This is a genomic window from Streptomyces sp. NBC_00306, assembly GCF_036169555.1.
In the GTDB taxonomy this organism is placed as follows: Bacteria; Actinomycetota; Actinomycetes; order Streptomycetales; family Streptomycetaceae; genus Streptomyces; species Streptomyces achmelvichensis.
Map to the genome: position 1 here is coordinate 3,143,379 of NZ_CP108032.1, position 26,259 is coordinate 3,169,637.

Annotated in this window: 19 protein-coding genes; 8 read left to right on the forward strand and 11 right to left on the reverse strand. The window is 70.0% G+C overall.

Annotated features, from left to right (window positions below; all coding sequences use genetic code 11):
• Nucleotides 1-87: 87 nt before the first annotated feature.
• Nucleotides 88-5,040 (reverse strand): NAD-glutamate dehydrogenase, encoded by a 4,953-nt coding sequence (locus tag OHA05_RS13860; RefSeq protein ID WP_313946017.1) that lies wholly within the window; start codon nucleotides 5,038-5,040, stop codon nucleotides 88-90.
• 449 nt (nucleotides 5,041-5,489) lie between these two features.
• Between OHA05_RS13860 and OHA05_RS13865 the strand changes: the two genes are divergently transcribed.
• Nucleotides 5,490-6,056 (forward strand): DJ-1/PfpI family protein, encoded by a 567-nt coding sequence (locus tag OHA05_RS13865; protein ID WP_313946016.1) that lies wholly within the window; start codon nucleotides 5,490-5,492, stop codon nucleotides 6,054-6,056.
• A gap of 397 nt (nucleotides 6,057-6,453) precedes the next feature.
• Here OHA05_RS13865 and OHA05_RS13870 read toward each other — a convergent pair whose 3' ends face one another.
• A complete protein-coding gene (locus tag OHA05_RS13870) occupies nucleotides 6,454-7,119 on the reverse strand; it encodes an HAD family hydrolase (RefSeq protein ID WP_328860734.1) in 666 nt (221 codons plus the stop codon).
• A gap of 58 nt (nucleotides 7,120-7,177) precedes the next feature.
• Nucleotides 7,178-7,684 carry a DUF6912 family protein gene (locus OHA05_RS13875; protein ID WP_328860735.1) on the reverse strand — a complete coding sequence of 169 codons (507 nt, stop codon included), beginning with the start codon at nucleotides 7,682-7,684 and terminating at the stop codon, nucleotides 7,178-7,180.
• A gap of 278 nt (nucleotides 7,685-7,962) precedes the next feature.
• On the opposite strand from OHA05_RS13875, the gene OHA05_RS13880 reads away from it, so the two are divergent.
• Nucleotides 7,963-8,382: an Rv3235 family protein gene (locus OHA05_RS13880; RefSeq protein WP_313946013.1), complete on the forward strand. Its 420-nt coding sequence runs from the start codon at nucleotides 7,963-7,965 to the stop codon at nucleotides 8,380-8,382.
• A 116-nt stretch (nucleotides 8,383-8,498) separates the two neighbouring features.
• Here the strand turns inward: OHA05_RS13880 and secA are convergent, their stop codons facing one another.
• Complete coding sequence (gene secA, locus OHA05_RS13885; protein WP_313946012.1) at nucleotides 8,499-11,315, reverse strand: preprotein translocase subunit SecA; 2,817 nt, start codon at nucleotides 11,313-11,315, stop codon at nucleotides 8,499-8,501.
• Nucleotides 11,316-11,556: 241 nt separating this feature from the next.
• Here secA and OHA05_RS13890 point away from each other — a divergent pair, with 241 nt between their 5' ends.
• Together OHA05_RS13890 and OHA05_RS13895 are read left to right on the forward strand one after the other, a co-directional pair.
• A complete protein-coding gene (locus tag OHA05_RS13890) occupies nucleotides 11,557-12,132 on the forward strand; it encodes a GNAT family N-acetyltransferase (RefSeq protein ID WP_313946011.1) in 576 nt (191 codons plus the stop codon).
• Nucleotides 12,133-12,259: 127 nt separating this feature from the next.
• Nucleotides 12,260-13,423 (forward strand): winged helix-turn-helix domain-containing protein, encoded by a 1,164-nt coding sequence (locus OHA05_RS13895; protein ID WP_313946010.1) that lies wholly within the window; start codon nucleotides 12,260-12,262, stop codon nucleotides 13,421-13,423.
• Here the strand turns inward: OHA05_RS13895 and OHA05_RS13900 are convergent.
• From OHA05_RS13900 to mtnA, 7 genes are all read right to left on the reverse strand, one after another.
• A complete protein-coding gene (locus OHA05_RS13900) occupies nucleotides 13,416-14,165 on the reverse strand; it encodes a response regulator transcription factor (RefSeq protein ID WP_313946009.1) in 750 nt (249 codons plus the stop codon). The genes OHA05_RS13895 and OHA05_RS13900 overlap by 8 nt on opposite strands.
• A gap of 198 nt (nucleotides 14,166-14,363) precedes the next feature.
• On the reverse strand, nucleotides 14,364-15,053 hold the full coding sequence (hpf, locus tag OHA05_RS13905; RefSeq protein ID WP_328860736.1) for a ribosome hibernation-promoting factor, HPF/YfiA family: 690 nt from the start codon (nucleotides 15,051-15,053) through the stop codon (nucleotides 14,364-14,366).
• Nucleotides 15,054-15,385: 332 nt separating this feature from the next.
• Nucleotides 15,386-16,111 (reverse strand): ComF family protein, encoded by a 726-nt coding sequence (locus OHA05_RS13910; protein ID WP_328860737.1) that lies wholly within the window; start codon nucleotides 16,109-16,111, stop codon nucleotides 15,386-15,388.
• 158 nt (nucleotides 16,112-16,269) lie between these two features.
• Entirely contained in the window at nucleotides 16,270-18,036 is a 1,767-nt protein-coding gene (locus OHA05_RS13915; protein WP_313948986.1) for an LpqB family beta-propeller domain-containing protein, read from the reverse strand.
• Nucleotides 18,037-18,118: 82 nt separating this feature from the next.
• A complete protein-coding gene (mtrB, locus tag OHA05_RS13920) occupies nucleotides 18,119-20,137 on the reverse strand; it encodes an MtrAB system histidine kinase MtrB (protein ID WP_328860738.1) in 2,019 nt (672 codons plus the stop codon).
• A 1-nt stretch (nucleotide 20,138) separates the two neighbouring features.
• The gene (mtrA, locus tag OHA05_RS13925; RefSeq protein ID WP_187438793.1) at nucleotides 20,139-20,828 is read right to left on the reverse strand and encodes a two-component system response regulator MtrA; all 690 of its coding nucleotides are present in this window, start codon (nucleotides 20,826-20,828) and stop codon (nucleotides 20,139-20,141) included.
• A 4-nt stretch (nucleotides 20,829-20,832) separates the two neighbouring features.
• Nucleotides 20,833-21,975: an S-methyl-5-thioribose-1-phosphate isomerase gene (gene mtnA / locus OHA05_RS13930; protein WP_328860739.1), complete on the reverse strand. Its 1,143-nt coding sequence runs from the start codon at nucleotides 21,973-21,975 to the stop codon at nucleotides 20,833-20,835.
• A 182-nt stretch (nucleotides 21,976-22,157) separates the two neighbouring features.
• Between mtnA and OHA05_RS13935 the strand changes: the two genes are divergently transcribed.
• The 4 genes from OHA05_RS13935 to OHA05_RS13950 are packed head-to-tail and all read left to right on the forward strand — an operon-like array spanning nucleotide 22,158 to nucleotide 26,254.
• A complete protein-coding gene (locus OHA05_RS13935) occupies nucleotides 22,158-23,384 on the forward strand; it encodes a DUF7544 domain-containing protein (RefSeq protein ID WP_328860740.1) in 1,227 nt (408 codons plus the stop codon).
• Between the two features lie 4 nt (nucleotides 23,385-23,388).
• The gene (locus OHA05_RS13940; RefSeq protein ID WP_328860741.1) at nucleotides 23,389-24,078 is read left to right on the forward strand and encodes a DUF4129 domain-containing protein; all 690 of its coding nucleotides are present in this window, start codon (nucleotides 23,389-23,391) and stop codon (nucleotides 24,076-24,078) included.
• A complete protein-coding gene (locus OHA05_RS13945) occupies nucleotides 24,075-25,274 on the forward strand; it encodes a DUF4350 domain-containing protein (RefSeq protein ID WP_328860742.1) in 1,200 nt (399 codons plus the stop codon). The genes OHA05_RS13940 and OHA05_RS13945 overlap by 4 nt, the downstream gene beginning before the upstream one ends.
• Nucleotides 25,271-26,254 (forward strand): AAA family ATPase, encoded by a 984-nt coding sequence (locus OHA05_RS13950; protein ID WP_313946001.1) that lies wholly within the window; start codon nucleotides 25,271-25,273, stop codon nucleotides 26,252-26,254. Before OHA05_RS13945 ends, OHA05_RS13950 begins: the two co-directional genes overlap by 4 nt.
• Nucleotides 26,255-26,259 lie beyond the last annotated feature (5 nt).

The window sequence follows — 26,259 nt, forward strand, 5'->3', positions numbered from 1 at the left end:
CGCACCATTCGAGGGGCCCGCACATGACGGAGCGCCCGCCACCACGAGGGTGACGGGCGCTCCGGTTCGATGCTCCGGGGACACGACCTAGGTGTGCGTACGCAGCAGCTGGCGCATCGTCCGCATCGCGACCGACAGGTTCGCCAGGTCGAAGGTGTCCGAGCTCTGGATCTCCTCCAGCGTGGTGCGCGCCCGGCCCAGGATCGCGGCGTTCTTCTGCTCCCACGCCTTGAACCGCTCCTCGGGGGTCGAGGTGCCGTTCCCCACGCTGAGCACGTCCGCCGTGAGTGCCGCGTGCGCCGCGTACAGGTCCTCGCGGATGGAGGCACGGGCCATGGACTGCCAGCGGTCGGCCCGCGGCAGCTCGATGATCCGGTCCATCAGCTGGGTGATCCGCAGCCGGTCGGCGAGGTCGTAGTACACCTCGGCGACCGCCATCGGCTCCTTCTCCGTGCGGTCGGCGATCGCGACGATGTCGAGCGTCGGGAAGGCCGAGGAGAACCCGGCGACCCGCAGCGCGAGCTCCTCGGGCACACCCTCGCCGGTGAGCTCGTCCAGGATGCCCTGGTACCACTCCAGGTCCGCGCCGCGGAGCATCTTCGGAAGCTCGGCCCAGACCTGCTCGACGCGCTCCGCGAAGAAGTCGATGGTCCCGGCCAGTTCGAGCGGCTGCGGCCGGTTGCCCAGCAGCCAGCGCGTACCCCGCTCGACCAGTCGCCGCGAGTGGAGCCGGATCCGGGTCTGGACACCGGCGTCGACCTTGTTGTCGAGCGCCTCGACGGCATCCCACACCGCGCTCAGCCCGAAGATCTCGCGCGCCGCCGTCTGGGCTCGCACGACCTCCTCGGTCGATGCGCCGGTCTCCTCCCGCAGACGGTGCAGGAAGGTCGAACCACCGGTGTTCACCGTGTCGTTGACCAGCACCGTCGTCACGATCTCGCGGCGCAGCGCGTGACCGTCGATCGCCTCGCCGAACTTCTCGCGCAGCGGCTGGGGGAAGTAGGCGTGCAGCAGCCGGCGCAGATACGGGTCGTCCGGAAGATCCGTCTTGATCAGCTCGTCCGCCACCGTGATCTTGGTGTAGGCGAGCAGCACCGCGAGCTCCGGCTGGCTGAGCCCCCGGCCGCTGTTCAGCAGCTCACGGATCTGCCGGTCGGTGGGCAGGAACTCCAGCGGCCTGTCCAGCGCACCGGCCCGCTCCAAGCGCCGCATGAAGCGCTGGTGGGCGTGGAGCAGCGACGGCGACTGGGCGACCGCGTTCGACAGGGCGGTGTTCTGCGCGTAGTTGTTGCGCAGCACCAGGGCGCCGACCTCGTCGGTCATCTCGGCGAGCAGCTTGTTGCGCTGCTTGACGGTCATGTCGCCGTCGGCCACCAGGGCGTTGAGCAGGATCTTGATGTTCACCTCGTGGTCGGAGGTGTCCACGCCGGCGCTGTTGTCGATGGCATCGGTGTTGACCTTGCCGCCCTCGCCCTCCGGGCCGCCCTTGCGGTCGAACTCGATACGGCCGAGCTGGGTGAGCCCCAGGTTGCCGCCCTCGCCGACCACCTTGACCCGCAGGTCCTCGCCGTTGACCCGGATCGCGTCGTTGGCCTTGTCGCCGACGTCCGCGTTGGACTCGGTGGAGGCCTTGACGTACGTACCGATGCCGCCGTTCCACAGCAGGTCCACGGGGGACTGGAGGATCGCCTTCATCAGCTCGGCGGGCGTCATCTTGGTGATGCCCGCCTCGATGCCGAGAGCGGCACGCATCTGCGCGTTGACCGGGATCGACTTGGCGGAACGGGGGTGGATACCGCCGCCCGCCGACAGCAGGTCCTTGTTGTAGTCGGCCCACGAGGAGCGCGGCAGCTCGAACAGCCGGCGGCGCTCGGCGTAGGAGACGGCGGCGTCCGGGTCGGGGTCGATGACGATGTGCCGGTGGTCGAAGGCCGCGATCAGCCGGATGTGCTCACTGAGCAGCATGCCGTTGCCGAAGACGTCACCGGACATGTCGCCGACGCCGACGACCGTGAAGTCCTCGGTCTGCGTGTCGTGCCCCAGCTCGCGGAAGTGCCGCTTGACGGACTCCCAGGCACCGCGGGCGGTGATGCCCATGCCCTTGTGGTCGTACCCGGCCGAGCCGCCGGACGCGAACGCGTCCCCGAGCCAGAAGTTGTACGCGACCGCGACCTCGTTGGCGATGTCGGAGAACGACGCGGTGCCCTTGTCGGCCGCGACGACGAGGTAGGTGTCGTCCTCGTCGTGGCGTACGACGTCGGCCGGCGGGACGACCTCGCCCGCGACCATGTTGTCGGTGATGTCGAGCAGCGCCGAGATGAACATCTTGTACGAGGCGATGCCCTCGGCGAGCCAGGCGTCGCGGTCCACGGACGGATCCGGGAGCTGCTTGGCGACGAAGCCGCCCTTGGCACCCACCGGCACGATGACGGTGTTCTTCACCATCTGCGCCTTGACCAGACCGAGGATCTCCGTACGGAAGTCCTCCCGCCGGTCGGACCAGCGCAGACCACCGCGCGCGACCTTGCCGAAGCGCAGGTGCACACCCTCGACCCGCGGGGAGTAGACCCAGATCTCGTACGCCGGCCGGGGCGCGGGCAGGTCCGGGATGGCCTGCGGGTCGAACTTCATCGACACATAGCTGTGCTGGGTGCCGCCCGCCGCCTCCTGGAAGAAGTTGGTGCGCAGCGTCGCCTTGATGACGGTGAGGAAGGAGCGCAGGATGCGGTCCTCGTCCAGGCTCGCGACCTGGTCGAGCGCGCCGTCGAGCTCCTCCAGGAGCGCGTCGGTCAGCTCGGTGCCGCCGCGCTGGCGTCCCGGCGACATCCGTGCCTCGAAGAGGGAGATCAGCAGCCGGGTGGTGTGGACGTTGGTGTGGAGGGTGTCCTCCATGTAGTCCTGGCTGAAGGTCGAACCGGCCTGGCGCAGGTACTTGGCGTACGCCCGCAGCACCATGGCCTGCCGCCAGCTCAGCCCGGCGCCCAGCACCAGCGAGTTGAAGCCGTCGTTCTCGGCCTCGCCCTGCCACACGGCGGCGAAGGCGTCCTGGAACCGCTCACGCGCGTCGTCGGCGAGGTAGTCGCCGTTGCCGGAGGACATCGGCATCCGCAGACCGAAGTCGTAGATCCACGCGCTCGTGCGGTCCGAGCAGCGCAGCTCGTACGGACGCTCGTCGACGACCTCGCAGCCGAGCCGCTGGAGCACCGGCAGGACCGCGGAGAGCGAGACCTGCTCGCCACTGCGGTAGATCTTGAAGCGGCGCTCGCCGGGACCCGCGCCGACCGGCTCGTACAGGGAGAGGGCGAAGTCCTTGGGAGAGCGCGCCAGTTCCTCGAGGTTCACCAGGTCGGCAACGGCGGAGCGCGGCGAGTGGTCGGCCTTGTAGCCCTCGGGGAAGGCGTTGGCGTAGCGGCGCAGCAGCTCGGCCGCGCGCTCCTCGCCGACCTCGGCGTTCAGCGCCTCGCCGAATCCGTCGGACCACGAACGCGCGGCCTCGACGAGCCGGGCCTCGATGCGCTCCGTGTCGGCGTCGGTCAGGTGCGGCAGCACGGTGCCGGACGGGACGCGGATGACGAAGTGGATGCGGGAGAGGATCGACTCGGTGTTCCACGCGGTGAAGTCGACGCTGCTGCCGCCGAGTTCCTCCTTGAGGATGTCGATCAGGCGCAGCCGGACCGCGGTGGTGTAGCGGTCGCGCGGCAGGTAGACCAGCGCCGAGTAGTAGCGGCCGTACTCGTCCTGACGCAGGTAGAGCCGCAGCCGGCGGCGCTCCTGGAGGTAGAGCACGCTGGTGACGATCGAGCGCAGCTGGTCGACGGGCGTCTGGAACAGCTCGTCGCGCGGGTAGGTCTCGAGGATCTGCAGCAGGTCGCGGCCGTCGTGGCTGTTCGGCGAGAAGCCGGCGCCCTCGAGGACCTCGGCGACCTTGCGGCGCACGACGGGGACCCGGCGCACCGACTCGGTGTACGCGGCGGACGAGAAGAGGCCGAGGAAGCGGCGCTCACCGATGACGTTGCCCTTGGTGTCGAACTTCTTGACACCGACGTAGTCGAGGTAGCTCGGCCGGTGCACCGTCGCACGGCTGTTGGCCTTCGTCAGCACCAGCAGCTTGTGCTCACGGGCCTTGGCGCGGGCGTCGGCGGGCAGCTTGCTGAACGACGGGCTGACCGGGTGGTCCTCGTCCTCGCTGTGCTGCGGGTCGGACCGCAGAATGCCGAGGCCGGTGCCGGGCACGGCGGCCAGCGCGTCGTTCTCGGTGAGCTCGTACTCGCGGTAGCCGAGGAAGGTGAAGTGGTCGGCGGAGAGCCAGCGCAGCAGCTCGCGGGCCTCGTCGACCTCCTGGTCGCGCAGGTCGTCGGCGGTGGGCTCGGAGGGCAGTTCGTCGGCGATGCGCAGCGCGGCGTCGCGCATCTTCTCCCAGTCCTCGACCGTCTCGCGCACGTCGGACAGCACCCGGAGCAGATCGGCGGTGATCTGCTTGAGGTCCGCACGGTCGGTCTCGCGGTCGGTCTCGACGTGGATCCAGGACTCGATGAGCGCGTCGTGCGGCAGGTTCTTGCTGTGCGCGGACTCCTCGGCCAGCACCTCGATGAGCTTGCCGGTGAGGTCCCGGCGCACGATGACCTGCGGGTGGATCACGACATGGATGCCGCGGTTCTGCCGGGAGAGCTCGTTGGTGACCGAGTCGACGAGGAAGGGCATGTCGTCGGTGACGACCTCGACCACGGAGTGGCTGCACGTCCAGCCGTTCTCCTCCACGGTCGGGGTGCTGACCCGGACGTTGGCCGTGCCCTGCGGGCGGTTTTCGGCCAGGCGGAAGTGGGAAAGTGCCGCTCCGAAGACATCGACCGGGTCGCGGTCGGCAAGGTCCTCCGGTGCGGTGTGCAGGTAGTAGCGCTGGAGGTACGTGAGCAGAGTGTCCCGGTCCGGTCGCTTCTGCTCGGCCCCAGTCGGAAGGTTCCCCCCGACCGGGCTGTTCTCAGCTACCCGTGCGGCCCGTGCGAGCAGCTCGGCTTTGGCTTCGTCCAGCTTGGTCTGCATGTCCTCTGGCTCCTGTCGCGCGCCGTTGCGTGACGTAGGTAGGAAAAGCGACGCAACGCCACGACGCGGGGTGTCCGGTCGGAGTCGACGTTATGCCGCGATGAGAGATGTCCGAGCAGGAATCGGCCAAATGAGGCGATCGGCCCGGATCGAAGGGATCAGTGATCGCCCGGGCGCTGTGGCGCTCCGGGCGGAGTCCGGGGGCTTCGCTGCCCCCAGGGCGTATCGCGCTGATCACGGGTCAAGGCTATCGCCCCGCCCCCCGGGCCCGTCATGAGCCGTATGTGTACAAAACCGGGGCCGGAAGTTTGACACTCTGGACAGCGACACAGGCCCTCTTGGCAAACAGCCCTCGGCGGGGCAGGTTGGCGAGTGACGACACGGTCGCCGTCGGCGGCCCTGCTCCGTCGGCAGGGACACCCGTCGACAGCCCGAAACCGGGAGCAGCCATGACAGCCAAGGTCCTGATCGTCACCGGCGACGCAGCCGAGTCCCTCGAGGTCCTCTACCCGTACCAACGGCTGCGGGAAGAGGGGTACGAGGTCCACATCGCGGCACCCGCTCGCAAGAAGCTCCAGTTCGTCGTGCACGACTTCGAGCCGGGCTTCGACACCTACACCGAGAAGCCGGGGTACACCTGGCCGGCGGACCTGGCCTTCTCCGAGGTGGATGCGGGCCAGTACGTGGCGGTGGTCATCCCGGGCGGACGCGCGCCCGAGTATCTGCGCAACGATCCGGAGCTACGCAAGATTCTGAAGGCGTTCTTCGACGCCGACAAGCCCGTGGCGCAGATCTGCCACGGCCCGCTGCTGACGGCGGCGATCGGCAGCCTCGACGGCCGCAGGGTCACGGCGTACCCCGCGCTGGAACTGGACATGCAGGCGGCGGGAGCGAGCTTCCAGGACACGGAGGCGGTGGTAGACGGCACCCTGGTCTCCTCCCGCGCCTGGCCGGACCACCCGGAGTGGATGCGGGAGTTCCTGAAGGTGCTGCGGACGAAGGCGCCGGTGTCCTAGGAGGCGGGTACCCGTGGGGCGCGGGCTGCGCCGGCCGCAGGGGGCGGCGCGGGCCGCGCGGCCGCGGGTGCGGGCGCGGGACCGTTTGCGGACCGGGCCGGTGCGACTGCCCGCGCCCTGATCGGTGCGGGGTGCGGTGCGACTGCCCGTGGCTCGTGGACCGGCGACGCGGGCCGGGCGGCGCGGGTAAGGGCCCCGGGGCGCGAACCCGTCCGGGTGCCGGGCAGGGTGCGACTGCCCGTACCTCAAGGCGCGCCCCGCACCGCGGGGCCGGCGGATGCGCGCCAGGCGGCGCGGGCGCGGGGCGCCTTTCCGCGAGCCACAGCCAGGGCGCACGCCCCGCCCGCGGCCGCACCCGGGACCGATGGCCCCGCGCATGGCGGCCGGCCTGGCGCCGTCAGGCGACCAACCGCATCGCTTCCTCCACCGCCTCCGTCAGCGTGTCCACCACCGGCACGCCGGCCTCTTCCAGGCTCGCCCTGCTGTGCGATCCGCCGGTGTAGAGCACTGCTTTGGCGCCCACGTGGGCCGCCGCCACCGCGTCGTCGACGGCGTCCCCGATGACCACCGTGTGCTCCGGCGCGGCCGACCCGGCGAGCGCCGCCAGATGACGCTCCATGTGCAGCGCCTTCGAGCCGCCGGACGGCCCCGTCCGCCCGTCCACCCGGATGAAGTGGTTCTCGATCCCGTAGCCCCGCACGACCGGGACCAGCTGCTCGTGCCCGTACATGCTCAGCAGCGACTGGCTCCGGCCCGCCTGCCGCCATTCCCGCAGCAGGTCCTCGACACCCGCGGTCAGTGCGCAGCCGATCCGCTGGGTGGTGTAGTGACGGTGGAAGATCTCGTCCATGACCTCCCACTCCTCCGCGGTCGGCAGCCGCCCCATCAGCCGCTCGTAGAACCGGGGAACCGGCACGCAGTACAGCTCGCGGTAGCGCTCGAGCGTGATCGCTTCCAGGCCGATCTCCGCGAACGCGGCATTGGTCGCCCCGATGACCGCCGCGATGTCGTCCAGCAGTGTCCCGTTCCAGTCCCAGACCAGGTGCGTCGTGTGCTTCCCCATGCCGACGACCGTACCTAACGGGTCCGACAACGGTCAGCCCCGGCCACGACCCCGCAGGTCAGTCCACCAGGTTCGGGATCTCCTGGACGCCGTACCAGAGCAGCTCGTGGTCCTCGGCGCCGTCCACGGTGAACTGTGCGTCGCCGTCGCACTGGTCCGCCGCACCGAGCGCGTCCGCCGCCGCGGTGACGTCACCGATCGCATCGTCCGCGTCGACGTGCACCGCCGCCGCCCCGGACAGCGGCACCGCGACCGAGATGCGCACCTCGCCGACCGAGCCGGAGTCCAGCGAACGGTCGGGGTCCGCGGTCGCGTCCTGGTCGCGTACGTCGAGGGCCACCACGACCCGGCGCCTCGCGACCCCCGGATCGCCGGCGACCAGCCGGAGCGAGGCGGCCGCGGCACGGCTGAGGGCCGCGTACTCCAGCTCCTCGATGTCGTCGGAGACGTACCACTCGCGCAGGCCCGGCGTGACGCCGTAGGCGGTCATCGGCGCGGGGCCCAGTTCGCCCCTCTTGTGCGCCTCTGCGAGACCGGAGAGGGTCAGGGGGACGTAGACGCGCATGGCTGGCCGCTTTCGTAGTCGGAATGCGCCCTCAGGATACGTGCGAGGTACCCCTTCGGGGTGCCTCCGGCGGCCTCCCGAACCGTCCACCGGGACGCACCGGATCCTTGCCCGTCGGCGGCTGAAGCCGGCCCGCATCACCCTGATAGGTGAACTCCGCAGGCCCCCGGATCCGACTCGTCACGCATTGCTATCGACCCACTGCGCGCCGTAGAAGATCACCAACGAAGTTACCGCCCGGTACGAACCGGGCCCGTACTCATCGGGGGCGATCTGCCATGAACAGGACCCGACCCGCAGGACGGCACGACCAGCGCCGGCCCGCCGCCGTCGCCGCGTCGGCTCTCGCACGTGCCCGGCGCCAGGACCGGCCGCACTACTGGTTCGCCGACCGCCTCCTGGCGGTGCTGAGCGGCCGGCGCCCGGTGCACTGGATGCTCGGCCACACGATCGGCGAGGCGTACGAACAGCTCGTCCAGCTGGCCCCGGGCGCCCCGCTGCGACCCGCGGACCGTGTGACGCCCGTGGTCCGCCACTGCGGCGAGTACCACCCCGGCCCCGGCGTCATCGAGGCGTTCGCCCGCATCGGTTCGGGCGACCGCGTAAGCGCGATGGCCTTCCGCCTCGAGCAGGGCCCGGACGCGCGCTGGCGCTGCTCGGCGATCGAACTGGGCGGCGAGCGGGTGGGCTCGTCCTAGCCACGCGCCGGCCCCGGGATGCTCGGCCACGGCCCGGGAAACCGGCCGGGGCCGGACACCCCGAAAGGTGTCCGGCCCCGGCCGTGCGCCACTGAGAGGCCCGAGGGCCGCCCGCGCTACTTCTTGCGGCGTCGACCCGCGCTCTTCTGCGCCTTGCGGCGCTCCGCACGCGTCATGCCCTCCGGCTCACCGTGCCCGGAGTCACCGTCGTTCGCGAAGTCGCCCTCGATCACGCCGCCCTCGCCGTCCACCGTGGGAGCGGAGAAGTGCAGCCGGTCGGGCCGCTGCGGGGCGTCGAGGCCCTTGGCGCGGATCTCGGGGCGCGGGGCGCCGGCCGGGACCGCGTCCTCCTTGCTGAGGGAGGGGCGTGCGGAGTCCTGCACGGGAACCTCTTCGACCTGCTGCTCGACCTGGACCTCCAGGTTGAACAGGTAGCCGACGGACTCCTCCTTGATGCCCTCCATCATGGCGGTGAACATGTCGAAGCCCTCGCGCTGGTACTCCACCAGGGGGTCCTTCTGCGCCATCGCGCGCAGGCCGATGCCCTCCTGGAGGTAGTCCATCTCGTAGAGGTGCTCACGCCACTTGCGGTCCAGGACCGACAGCACCACGCGGCGCTCCAGCTCACGCATGATGTCCGAGCCGAGCGTCTTCTCGCGCTCGTCGTACTGCTCGTGGATGTCGTCCTTGATGGACTCCGCGATGAAGTCGGCGGTGATGCCGGCGCGGTCGCCGACCGCCTCCTCCAGCTCCTCCACGCTCGCCTTCACCGGGTAGAGCTGCTTGAACGCGCCCCACAGCCGGTCCAGGTCCCACTCCTCGGCGAAGCCCTCGACCGTCTCCGCCTGGATGTAGGCGTCGATGGTGTCGTCCATGAAGTGCCGCACCTGCTCGTGCAGGTCCTCGCCCTCCAGGACGCGGCGGCGCTCGCCGTAGATGACCTCACGCTGGCGGTTGAGCACCTCGTCGTACTTCAGGACGTTCTTACGCGTCTCGAAGTTCTGCTGCTCGACCTGCGACTGGGCGGACGCGATCGCACGCGTCACCATCTTGTTCTCGATCGGGACGTCGTCGGGGACGTTCGCCATCGACATCACGCGCTCGACCATCTGCGCCTTGAACAGCCGCATCAGGTCGTCGCCGAGCGAGAGGTAGAAGCGGGACTCGCCCGGGTCTCCCTGACGTCCGGAACGGCCGCGCAGCTGGTTGTCGATACGGCGCGACTCGTGCCGCTCGGTGCCCAGCACATACAGACCGCCGAGGTCGGTGACCTCGTCGTGCTCGGCCTTGACGGCCGCCTCGGCCCGCTCCAGCGCCGCGGGCAGCGCCGCCGCCCATTCCTCGACGTGCTCGACCGGGTCCAGGCCGCGCTGGCGCAGCTCCGCCTCGGCGAGGTCGTCGGGGTTGCCGCCGAGCTTGATGTCGGTACCACGGCCGGCCATGTTCGTCGCCACGGTGACCGCGCCCTTGCGGCCGGCCTGGGCGACGATCGTCGCCTCCCGGTCGTGCTGCTTGGCGTTGAGGACCTCGTGCTGGACGCCACGCTTGCTCAGCTGCTGCGAGAGGTACTCGGACTTCTCGACCGAGGTGGTGCCGACCAGGATCGGCTGGCCCTTCTCGTGCTTCTCGGCGATGTCGTCGACGACCGCCGCGAACTTGGCGACCTCGGTGCGGTAGATCAGGTCGGACTGGTCCATGCGGACCATGGGCTTGTTCGTCGGGATCGGCACGACGCCCAGCTTGTAGATCTGGTGGAACTCGGCGGCCTCGGTCATCGCCGTACCGGTCATGCCCGCGAGCTTGTCGTAGAGACGGAAGAAGTTCTGGAGGGTGATCGTGGCGAGCGTCTGGTTCTCGTCCTTGATGTCCACCCCTTCCTTCGCCTCGATGGCCTGGTGCATGCCCTCGTTGTAGCGGCGGCCGGCGAGGATACGGCCGGTGTGCTCGTCGACGATCATGACTTCGCCGTCGATGACGACGTAGTCCTTGTCCTTCTTGAAGAGCTCCTTGGCCTTGATGGCGTTGTTCAGGTAGCCCACCAGCGGGGTGTTCACCGACTCGTAGAGGTTGTCGATGCCCAGCCAGTCCTCGACCTTCGCGACACCCGGCTCATGGATGGCGACGGTCCGCTTCTTCTCGTCGACCTCGTAGTCGCCGGTCTCCTCGATGCCCTTCAGCTGGTTGCCCGCCTCGCCCCTGGTCAGGCGGGTGACGAGCTTGGCGAAGTCGCCGTACCACTTGGTGGCCTGGTCGGCGGGGCCGGAGATGATCAGCGGCGTACGGGCCTCGTCGACGAGGATCGAGTCCACCTCGTCGACCACGGCGTAGTTGTGGCCGCGCTGGACCAGTTCGTCCTTGGACCACGCCATGTTGTCGCGGAGGTAGTCGAAGCCGAACTCGTTGTTCGTTCCGTACGTAATGTCGCAGTTGTACTGCTCGCGGCGCTGGGCCGGCGTCATGTTCGCAAGGATGCAGCCGACCGACAGGCCCAGGAACTTGTGGACCCGGCCCATCATCTCGGAGTCGCGCTCGGCCAGGTAGTCGTTCACCGTGATCAGGTGGACGCCCTTGCCGGAGAGCGCGTTGAGGTAAGTGGGGAGGGTGCCGACGAGGGTCTTGCCCTCACCGGTCTTCATCTCGGCGACGTAGCCGAGGTGCAGCGCGGCGCCACCCATCATCTGGACGTCGTAGTGGCGCTGGCCGAGGACGCGCTTGGCGGCCTCACGAACGGTCGCGAACGCCTCCGGAAGCAGGTCGTCGAGGCTCTCGCCGTCGGCGTACCGCTCCTTGTACTCGTCCGTAAGCGCCCGCAACTCGGCGTCGGAGAGGTTGACGAAGTCCTCTTCGATGGAGTTGACCTGGTCCGCGATGCGGTGCAGTTTGCGCAGGATCTTGCCTTCGCCTGCACGCATGAGCTTGTTGAAGACGGACACTGAGGCTGGTCTCCTTGCCGATCGGGCCTGGCACTGGGTCGTGTTAGGGACACTGGCGCGGGCACGGCAGGTAGGCCCCACCGCAACGGCCATCGTAAGCGAGGACCACGCCGGGTCGGGAGGCCCGCAGTCAGCCAGGCCTGCTGTTACCCGCAATGAGAACGCGCGGGACGCGCCGAAGGTGCCGGTGAGGTACGAAAAGTGCTCGCATCCGTCCCCTGGGCGAACCAGAATCCGGACCATGGAGCCCATCACTCTCACGACCGAGCGCCTGCTGCTGCGTACCTTCACGCCCGACGACACGGAGGCGGTCCTCGAGTCCTGTCAGGACCCCGACATCCAGCGGTGGACCACGGTCCCCTCGCCGTACGAACGCGAGCACGCCGCCGAGTTCACCGGTCAGATGGTCCCGGAGGGCTGGCGCAACGGAACGATGTGCACCTTCGCCGTCCTGCCGCGCACCGGCGGCCCGCTGATGGCGTCCGTCGCGGTCACGCTGCGTACCTTCTCGGGCACCTGGGAGATCGGCTTCTGGACGGGCAAGGAGTTCCGGGGGCGCGGGATCATGGCGGAAACGGTGGGCGCGGTGGCGCACTGGACCTTCACCAGACTGGGCGCGACCCGGCTGGAGTGGCGCGCGGAGGTCGGCAACACCGCCTCGCGCGCGGTGGCCGAGAAGGCCGGCTTCGTGGTCGAGGGGGCGCTGCGCGCGGCGCTGCTGAACAAGGACACCCTCAGGGACACCTGGGTGGGCTCGCTGCTCCCGTCGGATGTGGGGCTGCCGACGCCGCAGCCGTATCTGCCGACGAAGAACTGACCCGGGAGCCGATCCGACGCGGGGCGGATACGGCACGCCGCTGCCGGTGCGGGAGCGGGCATGGGGGCGGATCCGGCCGGGATCGGCTGCGGGACCGATGTCAGTGCCGCCGTCTATCGTGCGGACCATGACGACGCTGCCGCCTCCCGCCGCCGATCTGTCCGCCGACGAGGCCCGCCGTATCGCGCTGCGGGCCCAGGGGTTCCTGGGCGCGCCGGACCGACGCGGCGGGGTGCGCGGGGTGCTGCGGCACCTGGGCGCCGTGCAGCTCGACACGATCTCGGTGCTGGCCCGCTCGCACGAGCTGATCCCCTACGCGCGTCTCGGCGCGGTCGGCCGCCGCTCGGTCGAGGACGCGTACTGGACCGAGGGCCACAGCTTCGAGTACTGGTCGCACGCGGCCTGCATCCTGCCCGTCGAGGAGTGGCCGCACTTCGGGTTCCGCCGCCGGGCCTACCGCGCCCGCCCGCACTGGTCGCACGACCTGCCGGACGGTGCCTACGAGACAGTGATCAAGCAGTTGCGCACCGAAGGCCCGCTCACCGCGACGGAGTTGGGCGGTGCGAAGAACGGCGGCGAGTGGTGGGACTGGTCCGCCTCCAAGGTCGCCGTCGAGCGGGCCCTGATGTACGGCGAGGTGGTGTGCACCGAACGGCGCAGCTGGAAGCGGGTGTACGACCTGGCCGAACGGGCCATCCCCGACGATCTCCTGCACACCGAACTGGACGACGCGGAGTGTCTGCGCCGGCTCGTCCGGCTCGCCGGCCGGTCCCTGGGCATCGGCACCCGCGCGGACATCGCCGACTACCACCGTCTCAAGGGCGAGCAGTTCGACGCGGTGGTCGTGGACTCCGGTCTCGTACCGGTGACGGTCGAGGGCTGGTCCAAGCCGGCGTGGGCCGATCCCGAGGCGCTGGCGACCGTGCCCCGGGGCCGCCACCGCACGACCCTGCTGTCCCCGTTCGACTCACTGATCTGGGAGCGTGCACGGACGGAACGCATCTTCGGCTTCACCCACCGGCTCGAGGCGTATGTCCCGAAGCCCAAGCGGGTGTACGGCTACTTCGCCATGCCGCTGCTCGCGGGCGGGAAGCTGCTGGGGCGCGTCGACCCCGCGCGCGAGGGCACGACGCTCGTGGCGAGGCATGTCTCGCTCGACACCCCGAAGGCCGTGGCGCCCATGGCGCAGGCCCTGCGGGAGGCCGCCGAGTGGGTGGGCTGCGACACGGTCCGGATCGAGCGGGTCGACCGCCCCGAGCTGCGGGCCGGTCTGCTCGCCGAGCTCACCTGATCTCGAGGATCTTCTCCCGCATCGCGTAGACCACGGCCTCCATCCGGGAGTGCAGCTGAAGCTTCTCCAGGATGTTGCGGACGTGGTTCTTCACGGTGTTCTCCGAGATGAACAACTCCTTGGCGATGTCACGGTTGTTCATGCCCGTGGCCACCAGCTTGAGCACCTCCAGCTCACGCTCGGTGAGCCGCGGGGCCGGCACGAGCCGGCGCTCGTCGGTGCGCTGGATCATCGACTTGAACTCGGTGAGCAGCTTGGACGCCATGGACGGGCTGATCTGCGACTGTCCGTCAGCCACCGCGCGGATGGCCGTCGCGACCTCGTCGGTGGAGATCTCCTTGAGGAGGTAGCCGGTCGCACCCGCCTTGATCGCGTCGTAGAGGTCGGCCTCCTCGTCGCTGATCGTCAGCATGATGATCTTCGCGCTGGGGGCCACCTCCTTGATGGAGGTACAGGCCTCGATACCGCCGCGCCTGGGCATCCGCACATCCATCAGCACGATGTCCGGCAGCAGGTCCGCGGCCTTGTCCACCGCCTCCGCACCGTCTCCCGCCTCGCCGACGACCTGGATGTCCTCCTCCTGCGCGAGGACGATCTCCAGTCCGCGCCGGAAGAGGGCGTGGTCGTCCACCACGAGGACACGGATCGGCTCCTGTCGGGAGCTGCCCCTGTCCGCGTCGGTCTCGACGACCGTGTCTGCGGCGTCGCCCGCGGCGCGTACCGGCCCGAAGCTGTCCGCCATCGTTCCTCCCCCTGAAGGCAGTGGCCTGAAGGTCATGTGTGGTTCACCAACCTCAGTGCATGGCACACGGGTTGGCTTCCTGACGCCATGCTTTCATGCCGGGGCGACAGTGCGGTCGTTCCAGGTCGCACGGTGGTGCCCCCGAGGGCGCGCTGAGCGCTCAGGGGCACCACCGACCTGCGGTTCTGTGCGACGGCGTCAGCCGCCGAGTGCACCTCCGGCACCGCCCGCCTCGGAGCCGGCCAGCGGGTCGCTCTCCAGGTGGATGACGCCGTAGTCGTAGGCGTGCCGCCGGTAGACGACACTCGGCTGCTTCGTCTCGGAGTCGACGAAGAGATAGAAGTCGTGTCCGACCAGTTCCATCTCGTAGAGGGCCTGGTCGAGCGTCATCGGCGCTGCGGTGTGGAGCTTCTCGCGGACCACCAGCGGTCCCTCGCCCTGCACTTCGAGCGAGCCCATCCTGGTGGTGGGAATGGTCTGCGGTGTCTCCACGGAGCGAAGCTGTCCGTTGCCGTTCAGCTCGGCCACGCCGGGCACGACATCGGCGACCTCGGCTGCCGAAATCCGGCCGCTGCCACGTCGGTTGTGGCGCTTGTCGTGCTGCTTGCGAAGCCTGCCTTCCAGCTTCGCCGTTGCCAGGTCAAGCGCTGCATAGGGGTCGGCGGCCGCTGCTTCTGCCCGGATCACCGGGCCCCGCGAGTGGAGGGTGATCTCCACGCGGTCGGAACGGTCGGCCTGCCGCGGGTTGTGCTCCTTGGACACCTCGACGTCCAGGCTGATCACCTTGCCGTCGAGCTTCTGGATCTTGTCCAGCTTCAGCTTCTCGGCCACGTGCTTGCGGAACCGCTCAGGCACCTCTGTCTTGCGGCCCTTGACGACGATGTCCACGCAGAACTCCGTTCCGGATTGCCCCGCCTGCGCGTCGGCTGCGGAGCGTCTCCCTCTTGCACCAGACCCCGGTGTGTGCCGGAGTCTCGGACTAGGCGACTTTCACCTCCTCCTCCCCCGGAGACAAGATCTCCACCCCACCAATTTTGAGGTTGTCGTAGCCTCGAATCCCTGGCCGGAAGCATGGCAGTGCATTCGGTGAGGTCCGGGCTTTCCCCATTCCTCACAACCGAACATAGCCCTATCGGACGGGTCTCGGCACCCGCTACCAGCGCGTACCTCCGTTCAGGGCAATTTCGGCTCTCACTACCTGCAACGTTGCGCGTTCCCTGTCAGTTCCGATTTATTTCGAAAGCCGAGGGTGGGACTGCGACGACCGCCGCGGCCGGCTCGTCGAATCCGGTATATCCCTGTCCCATGGCCGCACGGAGCGCCCGCGCCGCCTCCGCCAGCGACGCGCCCGTGGTCATCAGGTCGTCCACCAGCACCGCTCTGCCGCCCTCCAGAAGCCGTCCGGCGCCGCCGACGACCACGAGGGCCCCGGACAGATTCGCCACCCTCTCGCGGGCCGTCAGGCCCGCCTGGTCGGCCACCTCACGCCGCTGCCGCAGCACCGGCAGCGCTCTCGCCCTCGTCCCCGTGCGCCGCAGCTCCCCTGCGGCGGCCAGCGCGATCCTGCGCGCCGCATCATGTCCCCTGGCCCGGACCGCGCGCCGCGCCGACGGCACCGGTACGAGCAGCAGCGGCTCCACTCCCTGCGTGGCCGGGGACGCCGAGGCCCGCACCGCCCCGGCCAGCGCGACGCCGAGAGGCCGGGCCAGCCCCAGAGCGCCACGCTCCTTGTGCGCGATCAGCACCGCGCGCACCCCATCGGCGTAAGGGGCGGCGGCATGGACCTCCGGCAGGCCCACCGGCTCGGGGTCGGGCCTCGCACGGCGCGCAGAGGAGCCGTACAGCTCATGCGCGCATTTCTCGCACAGCGGCGTGCGGGGCACGCCGCAGCCTCCGCATGCGGCCGGCAGCACCAGGCCGGAGATTTCCTGCCACCACCTCCGCATGACCACCACTGTGCCCGCACTCCGGAGGTCCGGCCACCCCTGTGGACAACTGCCTGTGGACAACCAGCCTGTTGACCGGACCACACCGGCAGGGCACCCCCGACTGCCGGCGGGACACAGCGCCAAGAGCCCCGGGAGTCGATGGGGCCACCAGACTCCTAGCCCGGGTAGACCGGAGCCCTGCCCTTCTCGACGATCGGCTGCCAGTTGGCACCCGCCGGAAGTCGCACGATGCCGTCGTCCTCGGAGTACGCCACGAGCGGGCGGTCCTCGCCGTCCGCCGCGGCGACCGACTGCACACCGTTGAGACCGGGCAGCACGCCCGTGTCCCAAGTCGAGCCGTCCGTCTGGATGTAGCGGACCTGCTGCACACCGCCGGATTCCTTGCCGACCACCACGAGCCGGCTGGGGCCGGCCCACGAAACGGCCGTGACGGTCTCCATCCGCGGTGCCGCGGGCTCCAGTTCGGCCACGGTCACCACCGGATTGCTCTTGGGCCCGCGCTCCACCCGCCCGATCTTCAGCGTGGTCTTGCCGTTCTCCGTCAGAAGCAGCGCGACGCGCGCGCCGTCCGCGGACACCTTCACGGACTCGATGCGCGCGGCGCCCAGAAGGGGAACGTTGACCTTCTGCGGCGTGCCCTTGCCGCCCACGAGACGCAGCAGCGCCGGGTTCTCCGGGTTGCGGTCGGCGATCCACAGGTCCTTGCGGCCGTCCCAGCTGGGTGCCGACAACCGGGTGTCCTGCGTCTTGCCGAGGCTGCGCACCACGGGGGCCGCCAACTGGGAATCGGTCTCGATCGACGAGACGTAGAGGCTGGCGAAGTCCTTGGAGACCGCGGCCGCGGTGTCCTCGTCGTGTGCCACCGCGACGACACTGATCGGCAGCTGTCCGTCACCGAACGGCCCACGCACGTTGGCCGGCGTGGCCGCCTCCTTCGTCGCGCCCGACAGCCATGCGAGCCGGTTCTTGGCATCGACGAAGTACGGATACACCGGCTTCCCCGACGCGCGGTCGGGCGCGTAACCGTCCGCCTCGACGCTGTCGAGCACGCACAGCTGCGTGCCGTTCGAACGCTCCAGCTCCACCTGCTCGACCCGAGTGGACGACAGCTCCCTCAGCGTGAGCGAGATCTGCGCAGCCATCTTCTTGCACTGCTCGCGGCCGACGTTGGACGCCTTCTCGTTGAGAGGCACCTTCAGCACGTTCCTGTCGTCGAACGCGAGGGACGTGACACCGCTCTTCAGCGCCGTACCCCGCGGGAAGCGCGAGTCCACCACCGGGTCCAGCCAGTCCGTGGGCCCGTCGAGCAGCGCGTTGACCGACTGCGTCACGGGATCCATCCGGGTCACCGGATCCATCCGCTGACGGATGAAGACCGGGTCTGACACAACGGTTTCCCCAGCTCCGCCCGGCGCCGCGGCGAAGTAGTACTTGTTGATGGAGACATAGTTCCGCTGGAAGTCGGACGCGCCGAGCAGGAGGCCCGGAGGCGGGCTGTCGATGCGCCACTCGCCCTTGCCCTCGATGCCGCCTTGCCGGGAGAGATGCATCGTCCAGTCGTAGTCCTCCGCCTCGGTCGTGCTCGCCTGGAAGGCGTGCTGCGAGTCGACCACGGCGATCTGCTTGCCCTTGATCTGGTAGCTGGTCCCCGTGCTGACCCCGCCCACCGCGGCCCGGCCGCCGGTGGGAGCGGTCTCCAGCACCGTCGTACTGGCGTCGGGCCGCCACTTCTGCGACGCCTCCGGCGTCAGATACGTCCGAGCGATGGCGAAATTGGCATCGTCACTGGTCATCGCCTCGAGGAAGCCGTTGACGATCTCGTCGGCGGCCGCTCCCTTGCGGGGCTTCACCGCGTACACCTGAACCTCGGAGTCGGCGCCCGGGGACGCCTTCACGGGACGGATGTCACCGGTGTCGGGCATCGAGGCACAGCCAGCCAGCACACCGCCGGCACCGAGCAGCGCGACCAAACGCAGCGCGCCTCGACGTCCTCTACGACGCGGATCAGCGCCCACGGTTGGTGTCCTCCCGGTCGGAAGCAGGCTGTGCGAAGGCGGAGTCCTGCCGTTCGTTCCCCGGTCGCGCCACGACACGGGCTCCGTTGCCGGGCAGCGCGGTCGGGTCCACGCCCTGAGGGGGCGTACGAGGCGGCACCGGAGCACCCGGCGGTACGGAGAGCGGAGAACGGTCCGACACGGCCTGAACGGGCACGGACGCCAGCAGGTGCCCGTTCAGGTGCGGGCCGGCCACCTCGGCCAGGGCGCGCTCCCGGTTCTGCCGCGAGTCCTCCGGCTCCAGGGGTACCGGCGAACCGCGCAGCGGCTCGTCCGCGGTCCGCGGCAGCGTCAGCCTGAACTGCGAACCGCCGCCCGGCTCGCCCCATGCCTGGAGCCAGCCACCGTGCAGCCGCGCGTCCTCGACGGCGATGGACAGACCGAGACCGGTACCGCCGGTGGTACGCGCCCGGGCCGGATCGGCCCGCCAGAAGCGGTTGAACACCCGGGTCGCCTCTCCGGGCTTCAGTCCCACGCCGTAGTCCCGTACGGCGACGGCGACCGCACCGCCGGCGACCGCCATGCGCACGATTACGTCCCGGCCCTCGCCGTGCTCGACGGCGTTGACGACGAGGTTGCGCAGCACCCGCTCGACGCGGCGGGCGTCGGCCTCGGCCACGACGGGCTGCTCGTCACCGACCACGCGTATCCGGGTGCCCTTGCGCTCGGCGAGCGGCTCGGCACCACCGATGACCCGCCGTACGACTTCGCGGAGGTCTATCGGCTCGGCTTCCAGCGCGGCCGCGCCGGCATCGAAGCGGCTGATCTCCAGAAGGTCCGAGAGCAGCGACTCGAACCGGTCGAGCTGGTCCCCGAGGAGCTCCGCCGAACGCGCGGTCACCGGATCGAAGTCGACCCGGGCCTCATGGATGACGTCGGCCGCCATCCGCACCGTCGTCAGCGGGGTCCGCAGTTCGTGGGAGACGTCCGAGACGAAGCGCCGCTGCATCCGGGAGAGCTCCTCCAGCTGCTGGATCTTGAGCTGAAGGCTCTGCGCCATCTTGTTGAAGGCTTCACCGAGTCTGGCGATGTCGTCCTCACCGGTGACCTTCATCCGCTCCTGGAGACGGCCGGCGGACAGCCGCTCGGCGATCCCGGCGGCCATACGCACCGGTGTGACGATCTGCCGCACCACGAGCCAGGCGATGGCACCCAGCAGCACAACAACGAACAGCCCGGCCGTGGCCAGCGTGCCTCGGACCAGATTGAGCGACTGCTCCTCCTGCGCGAGCGGGAAGACGTAGTACAGCTCGTACGGATATTCCTCGATGTCGTTGAGCCGGGTGCCGACGACCAGGCCGGGCTCCGGCTCGTGATCGTCGTTGTACTTGATCTGGATGTACGTCTCGTACGTCCCCGTGCCCTGGTCCACGGCCTCCCGCAGCTCCTGCGGAATGCTGGACGGGTCCACGCTGCCCGAAGTCCGCGGGAAACGGTTGCCCGCGTTGGCGGCGTCGGCGCTCAGCGCCACCACGTTGAACGCGCCCTGGCCGCCACTGGCCAGCTGTTCCACGAGGTCGGAGCGCCAGCTCGTCGCCGTACGGCCGCCCGCGCCGCCGTCCTGCGCGCCGGACTCGGTCCGCAGATTGGCAGCCCGCTCCCGCGCCACGGCGAAACCGCCGGCCGCCTGGCTCTGCGCCGCCTTCGCCTTGGCGTCGAGCAGGCCGTTACGCACCTGCCCGATGACGACGAACCCGAGGAGCGCCACCACGCCGAGGGACATCAGCAGCGTCATCGCGACGACCCTGAGCTGGATGTTCCGGCGCCACAGCCGCACAGCGGGCAGCAGCGGCCGGCGGACCCAGCGCAGGAAGAGCCGGAGTATCAGACGGCCGGGATCGCCGTTTCGACCCGACCGCCCGCCACGCAGCAGGCGGCCGAATCGCGACGTCTCATGCCCCGGTCCGGCAGCCCGCCCCGTACGGACTCCCGGCTCCCCGGGCTTCGGAGCAACGCTGCCTCGGGTCATATCAGCTCGGTCCGGCCTTGTAACCGACACCACGTACGGTCACCACGATCTCCGGACGCTCCGGGTCCTTCTCGACCTTGGAGCGCAGCCTCTGGACGTGCACGTTCACCAGCCTGGTGTCGGCGGCGTGACGGTAGCCCCAGACCTGCTCGAGCAGCACCTCACGGGTGAACACCTGCCACGGCTTACGGGCCAGCGCGACGAGCAGGTCGAACTCCAGCGGGGTCAGCGCGATGGACTGTCCCTCCCGCTTCACGGAGTGACCGGCCACGTCGATGACCAGGTCACCGATCGCCAGCTGTTCCGGCGCCGGCTCCTCCGACCTCCTCAGCCGCGCCCGGATCCGGGCGACCAGCTCCTTCGGCTTGAACGGCTTCACGATGTAGTCGTCGGCCCCGGACTCCAGGCCTACCACCACGTCCACGGTGTCGCTCTTGGCGGTGAGCATCACGATCGGCACGCCGGACTCCGCCCTGATCAGGCGGCACACCTCGATGCCGTCCCGTCCGGGCAGCATGAGGTCCAGCAGCACAAGATCCGGTTTTGCCTCACGGAAAGCGGCAAGTGCCTTGTCGCCGTCCGCTACGAACGACGGCTCGAAACCTTCACCACGCAGCACAATCCCGAGCATCTCGGCCAGTGCGGTGTCGTCATCGACGACAAGGACTCGTCCCTTCATAATCGACATCATCCCATTAGCTAATCGTTACCTGGCGTGACCTGGCACACAGCTCCGCGATTCCACTGCCGGTGACCGGCGACAACGCCCCCATTTCGGTGACGATCGCCGTGACCAGATCCGGCGGCGTGACATCGAAGGCCGGGTTGTACGCCTGGGTCCCCAGCGGCGCGACGGGAAGCCCGCCACCCACTGCTCCCGCGGCCGCAGGAACCTGCGGGGCGGTGACTTCCGTGACTTCGTGTCCGGCCCTCTGCTCCACCTCGATCGACGCCCCGTCCGGCGTGCTCAGGTCCACGGTCGTGGTCGGAGCGACCACGATGAACGGCACATGGTGGTACTTCGCCAGCACGGCGAGCGGATAGCTCCCCACCTTGTTGGCCACCGAGCCGTCCGCGGCTATGCGGTCGGCGCCTATGAGTACCGCATCCACCTCCCCCGCGGCGAACAGGGAGCCCGCGGCACTGTCCGTGAGCAGCGTGTAGGGCATGCCGTTGCGAGCGGCCTCGTACGCCGTCAGCCGCGCCCCCTGGAGCAGCGGCCGGGTCTCGTCCACCCACAGCCGCCGCAGCTCGCCGGCCCGGTGTGCGTGAAGAGCCACGGCGAACGCCGTGCCCTCCCCGCCCGAGACCAGCGCACCGGTGTTGCAGTGGGTCAGGATCCGATGCCCGCCGCCCGGCAACAGCTCATCGAGCAGAGCGAGCCCGTGACCCGCCATCTGGGCACTGGCCTCGGCGTCCTCCCGGTGCAGCTCCCTGGCGGCCGTCAGAGCCGCCTGGGCGGCCTCCTCGGGCCCCTTGTCGGCCGCCGCCCGGTATGCGGCGATCGCACGCCGCACCCCATAGGCCAGGTTCACCGCGGTGGGCCGCGCTCCCTCGAGCAGTGGCGCCGCCTCCTCCACGTCGTAACCGCGTGCCGCGGCGAGCGCCACACCGTAGGCACCGGCGATGCCCAGCAGAGGAGCCCCGCGCACGGCGAGTGTCTGGATGGCCTGCACGAGGGCGGGCACATCGGTGCAGACCAGCTCGACCTCCTCGGCAGGAAGCCGGGTCTGGTCGAGAAGCACCAGCACGGGCCCTTCCGGAGGCTCGCTCCAGCGCAGCGCGGGAAGCGGGGGCGGCTCGTCGCCCACCGGGTTTTGTGCGTACTGATCAGCCATCCGCCCAGTCTGCCCGGTGAGACTCCGACAATGAAGGTGCGAAGGAGATACAGGGCCCCGCCCACCAGCGGGCCCCGCGTGGCACGATGGCTGCCAGCCTGCCGACCCGATACACCGACAGGCCCTGTGAACGCTCCGGCTCGCCGAGCCGGCACCACAACCAGTGCATGAGGTGGACGACGGTGAACGACACTCCGGGCTGGGCCTCGCCCGGATCCGCTCCCTCCAACGGGCAGGACGACGCCGGCGTACCGCGGCCCGCCGGGCCCGCCGACGAGAGCGGCCCCGCCTCGAAGTGGTCCAAGGAGCAGCCGCCCGCCGGCCAGTGGTCGGCGCCGACGGGACCGCCCCAGACTCCTCCGCAGGCTCCCCCGCCCGCCCCGGGCTGGGGCGGCGGCCCGCCGCGCGGCGCGTGGGGCGCGCCCCCCGCGGCCAAGCCGGGTGTCATCCCGCTCCGCCCGCTGGGCGTCGGCGAGATCCTCGACGGCGCGGTCTCCACGCTGCGCGCCCACTGGCGCACGGTCCTGGGCATCACGATCACCGTCTCCGTGATCTCCCAGATCTGCAACATCCTCGTCGAGCGCTACCTGCTTCCCACACCCCCCGAGGTCGACCCCGACGCCGACCCGTCGGAGGCGCTGCGGCAGTCCGTCGACTCGCTGCAGGCCAGCCTGGTGGCCATGGGCCCGTCGATCCTCATCGCGCTGGTCGGCACACTCTTCACCACCGCCCTGCTCACGATGGTCATCAGCCGCTCCGTACTGGGCCGCCCGGTCAGCCTCTCCGAGGCCTGGCAGGAGGCTCGCCCCCGGCTGCCCCAACTCCTCGGCCTCACCCTGCTGCTGCCGCTGATGAGCGCGGGAATCATGGGCGTGGCTCTGGTACCCGGTCTGCTGATCGGCGGCGGCGCCGGGGTCGCGCTCGCCGTCCTCGGAGGACTCGTCGCCGGACCGGTCATCCTGTGGCTGATGGTCCGCTTCGCCCTCGCCTCGCCCGCCCTGATGCTGGAGCGCCAGGGCGTCATCCAGTCCTTGCGTCGCTCCGCCAAGCTGGTGCAGGGCGCCTGGTGGCGGACGTTCGGCATCATCGCGCTCACGCTGCTGCTGACGCTGCTGGTGTCGATGATCATCGCGGTGCCGTTCAGCGTGATCGCATTGGCCGTGGACGGCACCGGATTCGGCGACCTCTTCTCCGGCACCACGCCGGAATTCGGCTGGGCCTTCCTGATCATCACGGGGATCGGCTCGGTGATCGCGTCCTCCATCACCTACCCGATCTCCGCGGGTGTGACGGTGCTCCTCTACATCGACCAGCGCATCCGCCGCGAGGCTCTGGACATCGAACTCGCCCGGGCCGCAGGCGTATCCGGCTACGGCTCCGAGCCGCCCGGCACCCCCGCCAGGGGCTGATGCGGTGTTCACCGCGGGGGGTGTGACAGCAGTGCGGGCGGCCCTGGCCACCGGCGACGACGTACCGGTGGACACTCCTCGGATACCTGCCAGGGAGGCAGCGGAGCGCGAGCTGTCGAAGCCGATGTACCACGAAAACGACCCGAGCCTGCTCCAGCGCGCCCTCGACCGCTTCTGGGAGTGGGTGGGCGGCATCTTCGACACCGCCTCCGGCGCCACCCCCGGCGGCCCGCTCGGCCTAGTCGTCGTCGTCCTGCTGGTCATCGGCCTGATCGCCGCCCTCTGGTGGCGACTTGGCACCCCCCACCGCGCTGCGCTCTCGGCCGACTCGCTCTTCGACGACGTCCCCCGAAGCGCGGCGGAGCACCGCAGCGCCGCAGAGATCCACGCGGCGGCCGAACGCTGGAACCAGGCCGTACAGGAACGCATGCGTGCCATCGTTCGCTCGCTGGAGGAACGCGCCCTCCTCGATCCGCGTCCGGGCCGCACCGCCGACGAGGCGGCTGCCGAAGGCGGCCGTTCGCTCCCCGACCACACCGCCGGACTGCGGGCCGCCGCCAGGGAGTTCGACGACGTCACATACGGCGGGCGGACTGCCGACCGGCTGGCGTATCTGCGGTTGCGGGACCTCGACCTCGAACTGGAGCGGGCCAAGCCCCAACTCGCCGGCGCGTCCCGAGGAGCAGCCGGATGACCGGGGTTGCCCCCAGCTCCACCTCCATGTCCCCCACCGGCCGCCAGGTGTGGACCCGCACCCGCGGTCTGCTGCTGGCCCTGGTGATTCTCCTGGTGGCGGGCATCGCCATGGCCGCACTGCAGTCCGGCGACCAGCACGGCCGCCTCGACCCGCGCTCGGCCGACCGTCTGGGCAGCCGCGCCGTGGCCGAGATTCTCAAGGACAGCGGCGTCTCCACCCGTGTGGTCACCACTCTGGACGAGGCAACTGCCGCTGCCGACACGGACACCACACTTCTGGTCGCGATGCCCGACCTGCTGACGGACAGCCAGCAGGAAACCCTGCGGGCGGCGACGGCAACCTCCGGCGGACGCACCGTGCTCGTCTCCGCCGGTGCCGCATCCGTCGAGACGCTGGCCCCCGGGGTGCGCGCCGACACCCCCGCCCCTGTCGCGGCCCGCACTCCCCAGTGCTCCTTCGCCGCTGCGCGCAGAGCCGGCAACGCCGACCTCGGCGGCGAGCGCTACGTCACCAAGGCGACCGGGACCGACGCCTGTTACCCGAGCGAAGGAATGCCCAGCCTCGTCAGGATCGACGACTCCGACGGCGGCGACACCGTCCTGCTCGGTGCCCCCGACATCCTGTACAACGACCGCCTCGACCAGCGCGGCAACGCCTCTCTCGCACTTCAACTCCTTGGTTCCCGCCCTCATCTGGTCTGGTACCTCCCCTCGCTCACCGACGGCTCCGTCACTCAGGACGGCACCGATGCAGACACCGACAGCACGTTCTTCGATCTGATCCCTTCGGGCTGGCTCTGGGGCACCCTCCAACTGACGCTCGCCGCCGCCCTTGCAGCCATCTGGCGTGCCCGCCGCCTGGGCCCCCTCGTCACCGAACGGCTGCCGGTGGCCATCCGGGCATCCGAATCAACGCAGGGACGCGCCCGCCTCTACCGCAAGGTGAACGCCCGTGACCGCGCCGCCGCAGCGCTGCGCTCCGCCACCCGCACCCGCCTCGCGCCGCTTCTCGGCGTCTCCGCCCTCGACGCCCACTCCCCCGAGGTGCTGCTCCCCGCCGTCTCGGCGCGCCTGGCCACCGGCGACCGGGATCTCACCGCCCTGCTGTTCGGGCCGGCTCCGGCCGACGACACCGCACTTGTTCACCTGGCAGACCAACTCGACGCCCTCGAAAGAGAGGTACGCACCTCATGAGCGCCCCGACACCCGAGACAGCTGAGAGCTCGGACCGCGCCCGCGCTTCCCTGGAAGCCCTGCGCACCGAGATCGCCAAGGCCGTGGTCGGCCAGGATCCCGCTGTCACCGGACTCGTCGTGGCCCTGCTCTGCCGCGGCCATGTCCTTCTCGAAGGCGTACCGGGAGTCGCCAAGACTCTCCTGGTCCGCGCACTCGCGGCATCGCTCGAACTCGACACCAAGCGTGTCCAGTTCACCCCCGACCTCATGCCCAGCGATGTCACCGGCTCGCTCGTCTACGACGCGCGCACCGCAGAGTTCTCCTTCCAGCCCGGTCCCGTCTTCACCAACCTTCTGCTCGCCGACGAGATCAACCGCACGCCTCCCAAGACACAGTCCTCGCTCCTCGAGGCGATGGAGGAGCGCCAGGTCACGGTGGACGGCACACCCCGCATGCTTCCGGATCCCTTCCTGGTGGCGGCTACGCAGAACCCCGTGGAGTACGAGGGGACCTATCCCCTGCCCGAAGCCCAACTCGACCGCTTCCTGCTGAAGCTGACCGTGCCGCTGCCTTCGCGGGACGACGAGATCGGCGTGCTGACCCGTCACGCCGAAGGCTTCAATCCGCGCGACCTCCACGCGGCGGGAGTGCGGCCCGTCGCCGGGCCCGCCGACCTGGAGGCGGCCCGGGCCGCCGTCGCCAAGACCTCGGTCTCCGCCGAGATCACCGGCTATGTCGTCGATATCTGTCGTGCCACCCGCGAGTCCCCCTCACTCAGTCTCGGTGTGTCCCCCAGAGGCGCTACGGCCCTGCTGTCCACCGCCCGCGCGTGGGCGTGGCTCACAGGCCGCGACTACGTCATCCCCGACGACGTGAAGGCCCTGGCCCTGCCGACGCTGCGTCATCGGATCCAGCTCCGGCCGGAAGCGGAGATGGAAGGAGTCACTGCCGACTCCGTCATCACCGCGATCCTCAGCCACGTCCCCGTCCCCCGCTGAGGCCG

Excerpts from the sequence above, each read along its gene's own strand:
- OHA05_RS13880 (WP_313946013.1), top strand. The coding sequence starts at position 7,963 with ATGAACAGGACCCGACCCGCAGGACGGCACGACCAGCGCCGGCCCGCC.
- OHA05_RS13860 (WP_313946017.1), bottom strand. The coding sequence starts at position 5,040 with ATGCAGACCAAGCTGGACGAAGCCAAAGCCGAGCTGCTCGCACGGGCC.
- OHA05_RS13865 (WP_313946016.1), top strand. The coding sequence starts at position 5,490 with ATGACAGCCAAGGTCCTGATCGTCACCGGCGACGCAGCCGAGTCCCTC.
- OHA05_RS13895 (WP_313946010.1), top strand. The coding sequence starts at position 12,260 with ATGACGACGCTGCCGCCTCCCGCCGCCGATCTGTCCGCCGACGAGGCC.
- mtnA (WP_328860739.1), bottom strand. The coding sequence starts at position 21,975 with ATGGCTGATCAGTACGCACAAAACCCGGTGGGCGACGAGCCGCCCCCG.
- OHA05_RS13870 (WP_328860734.1), bottom strand. The coding sequence starts at position 7,119 with ATGGGGAAGCACACGACGCACCTGGTCTGGGACTGGAACGGGACACTG.
- OHA05_RS13945 (WP_328860742.1), top strand. The coding sequence starts at position 24,075 with ATGACCGGGGTTGCCCCCAGCTCCACCTCCATGTCCCCCACCGGCCGC.
- mtrB (WP_328860738.1), bottom strand. The coding sequence starts at position 20,137 with ATGACCCGAGGCAGCGTTGCTCCGAAGCCCGGGGAGCCGGGAGTCCGT.
- mtrA (WP_187438793.1), bottom strand. The coding sequence starts at position 20,828 with ATGATGTCGATTATGAAGGGACGAGTCCTTGTCGTCGATGACGACACC.
- OHA05_RS13875 (WP_328860735.1), bottom strand. The coding sequence starts at position 7,684 with ATGCGCGTCTACGTCCCCCTGACCCTCTCCGGTCTCGCAGAGGCGCAC.
- OHA05_RS13915 (WP_313948986.1), bottom strand. The coding sequence starts at position 18,036 with ATGCCCGACACCGGTGACATCCGTCCCGTGAAGGCGTCCCCGGGCGCC.
- OHA05_RS13890 (WP_313946011.1), top strand. The coding sequence starts at position 11,557 with ATGGAGCCCATCACTCTCACGACCGAGCGCCTGCTGCTGCGTACCTTC.
- OHA05_RS13910 (WP_328860737.1), bottom strand. The coding sequence starts at position 16,111 with ATGCGGAGGTGGTGGCAGGAAATCTCCGGCCTGGTGCTGCCGGCCGCA.
- OHA05_RS13900 (WP_313946009.1), bottom strand. The coding sequence starts at position 14,165 with ATGGCGGACAGCTTCGGGCCGGTACGCGCCGCGGGCGACGCCGCAGAC.
- OHA05_RS13950 (WP_313946001.1), top strand. The coding sequence starts at position 25,271 with ATGAGCGCCCCGACACCCGAGACAGCTGAGAGCTCGGACCGCGCCCGC.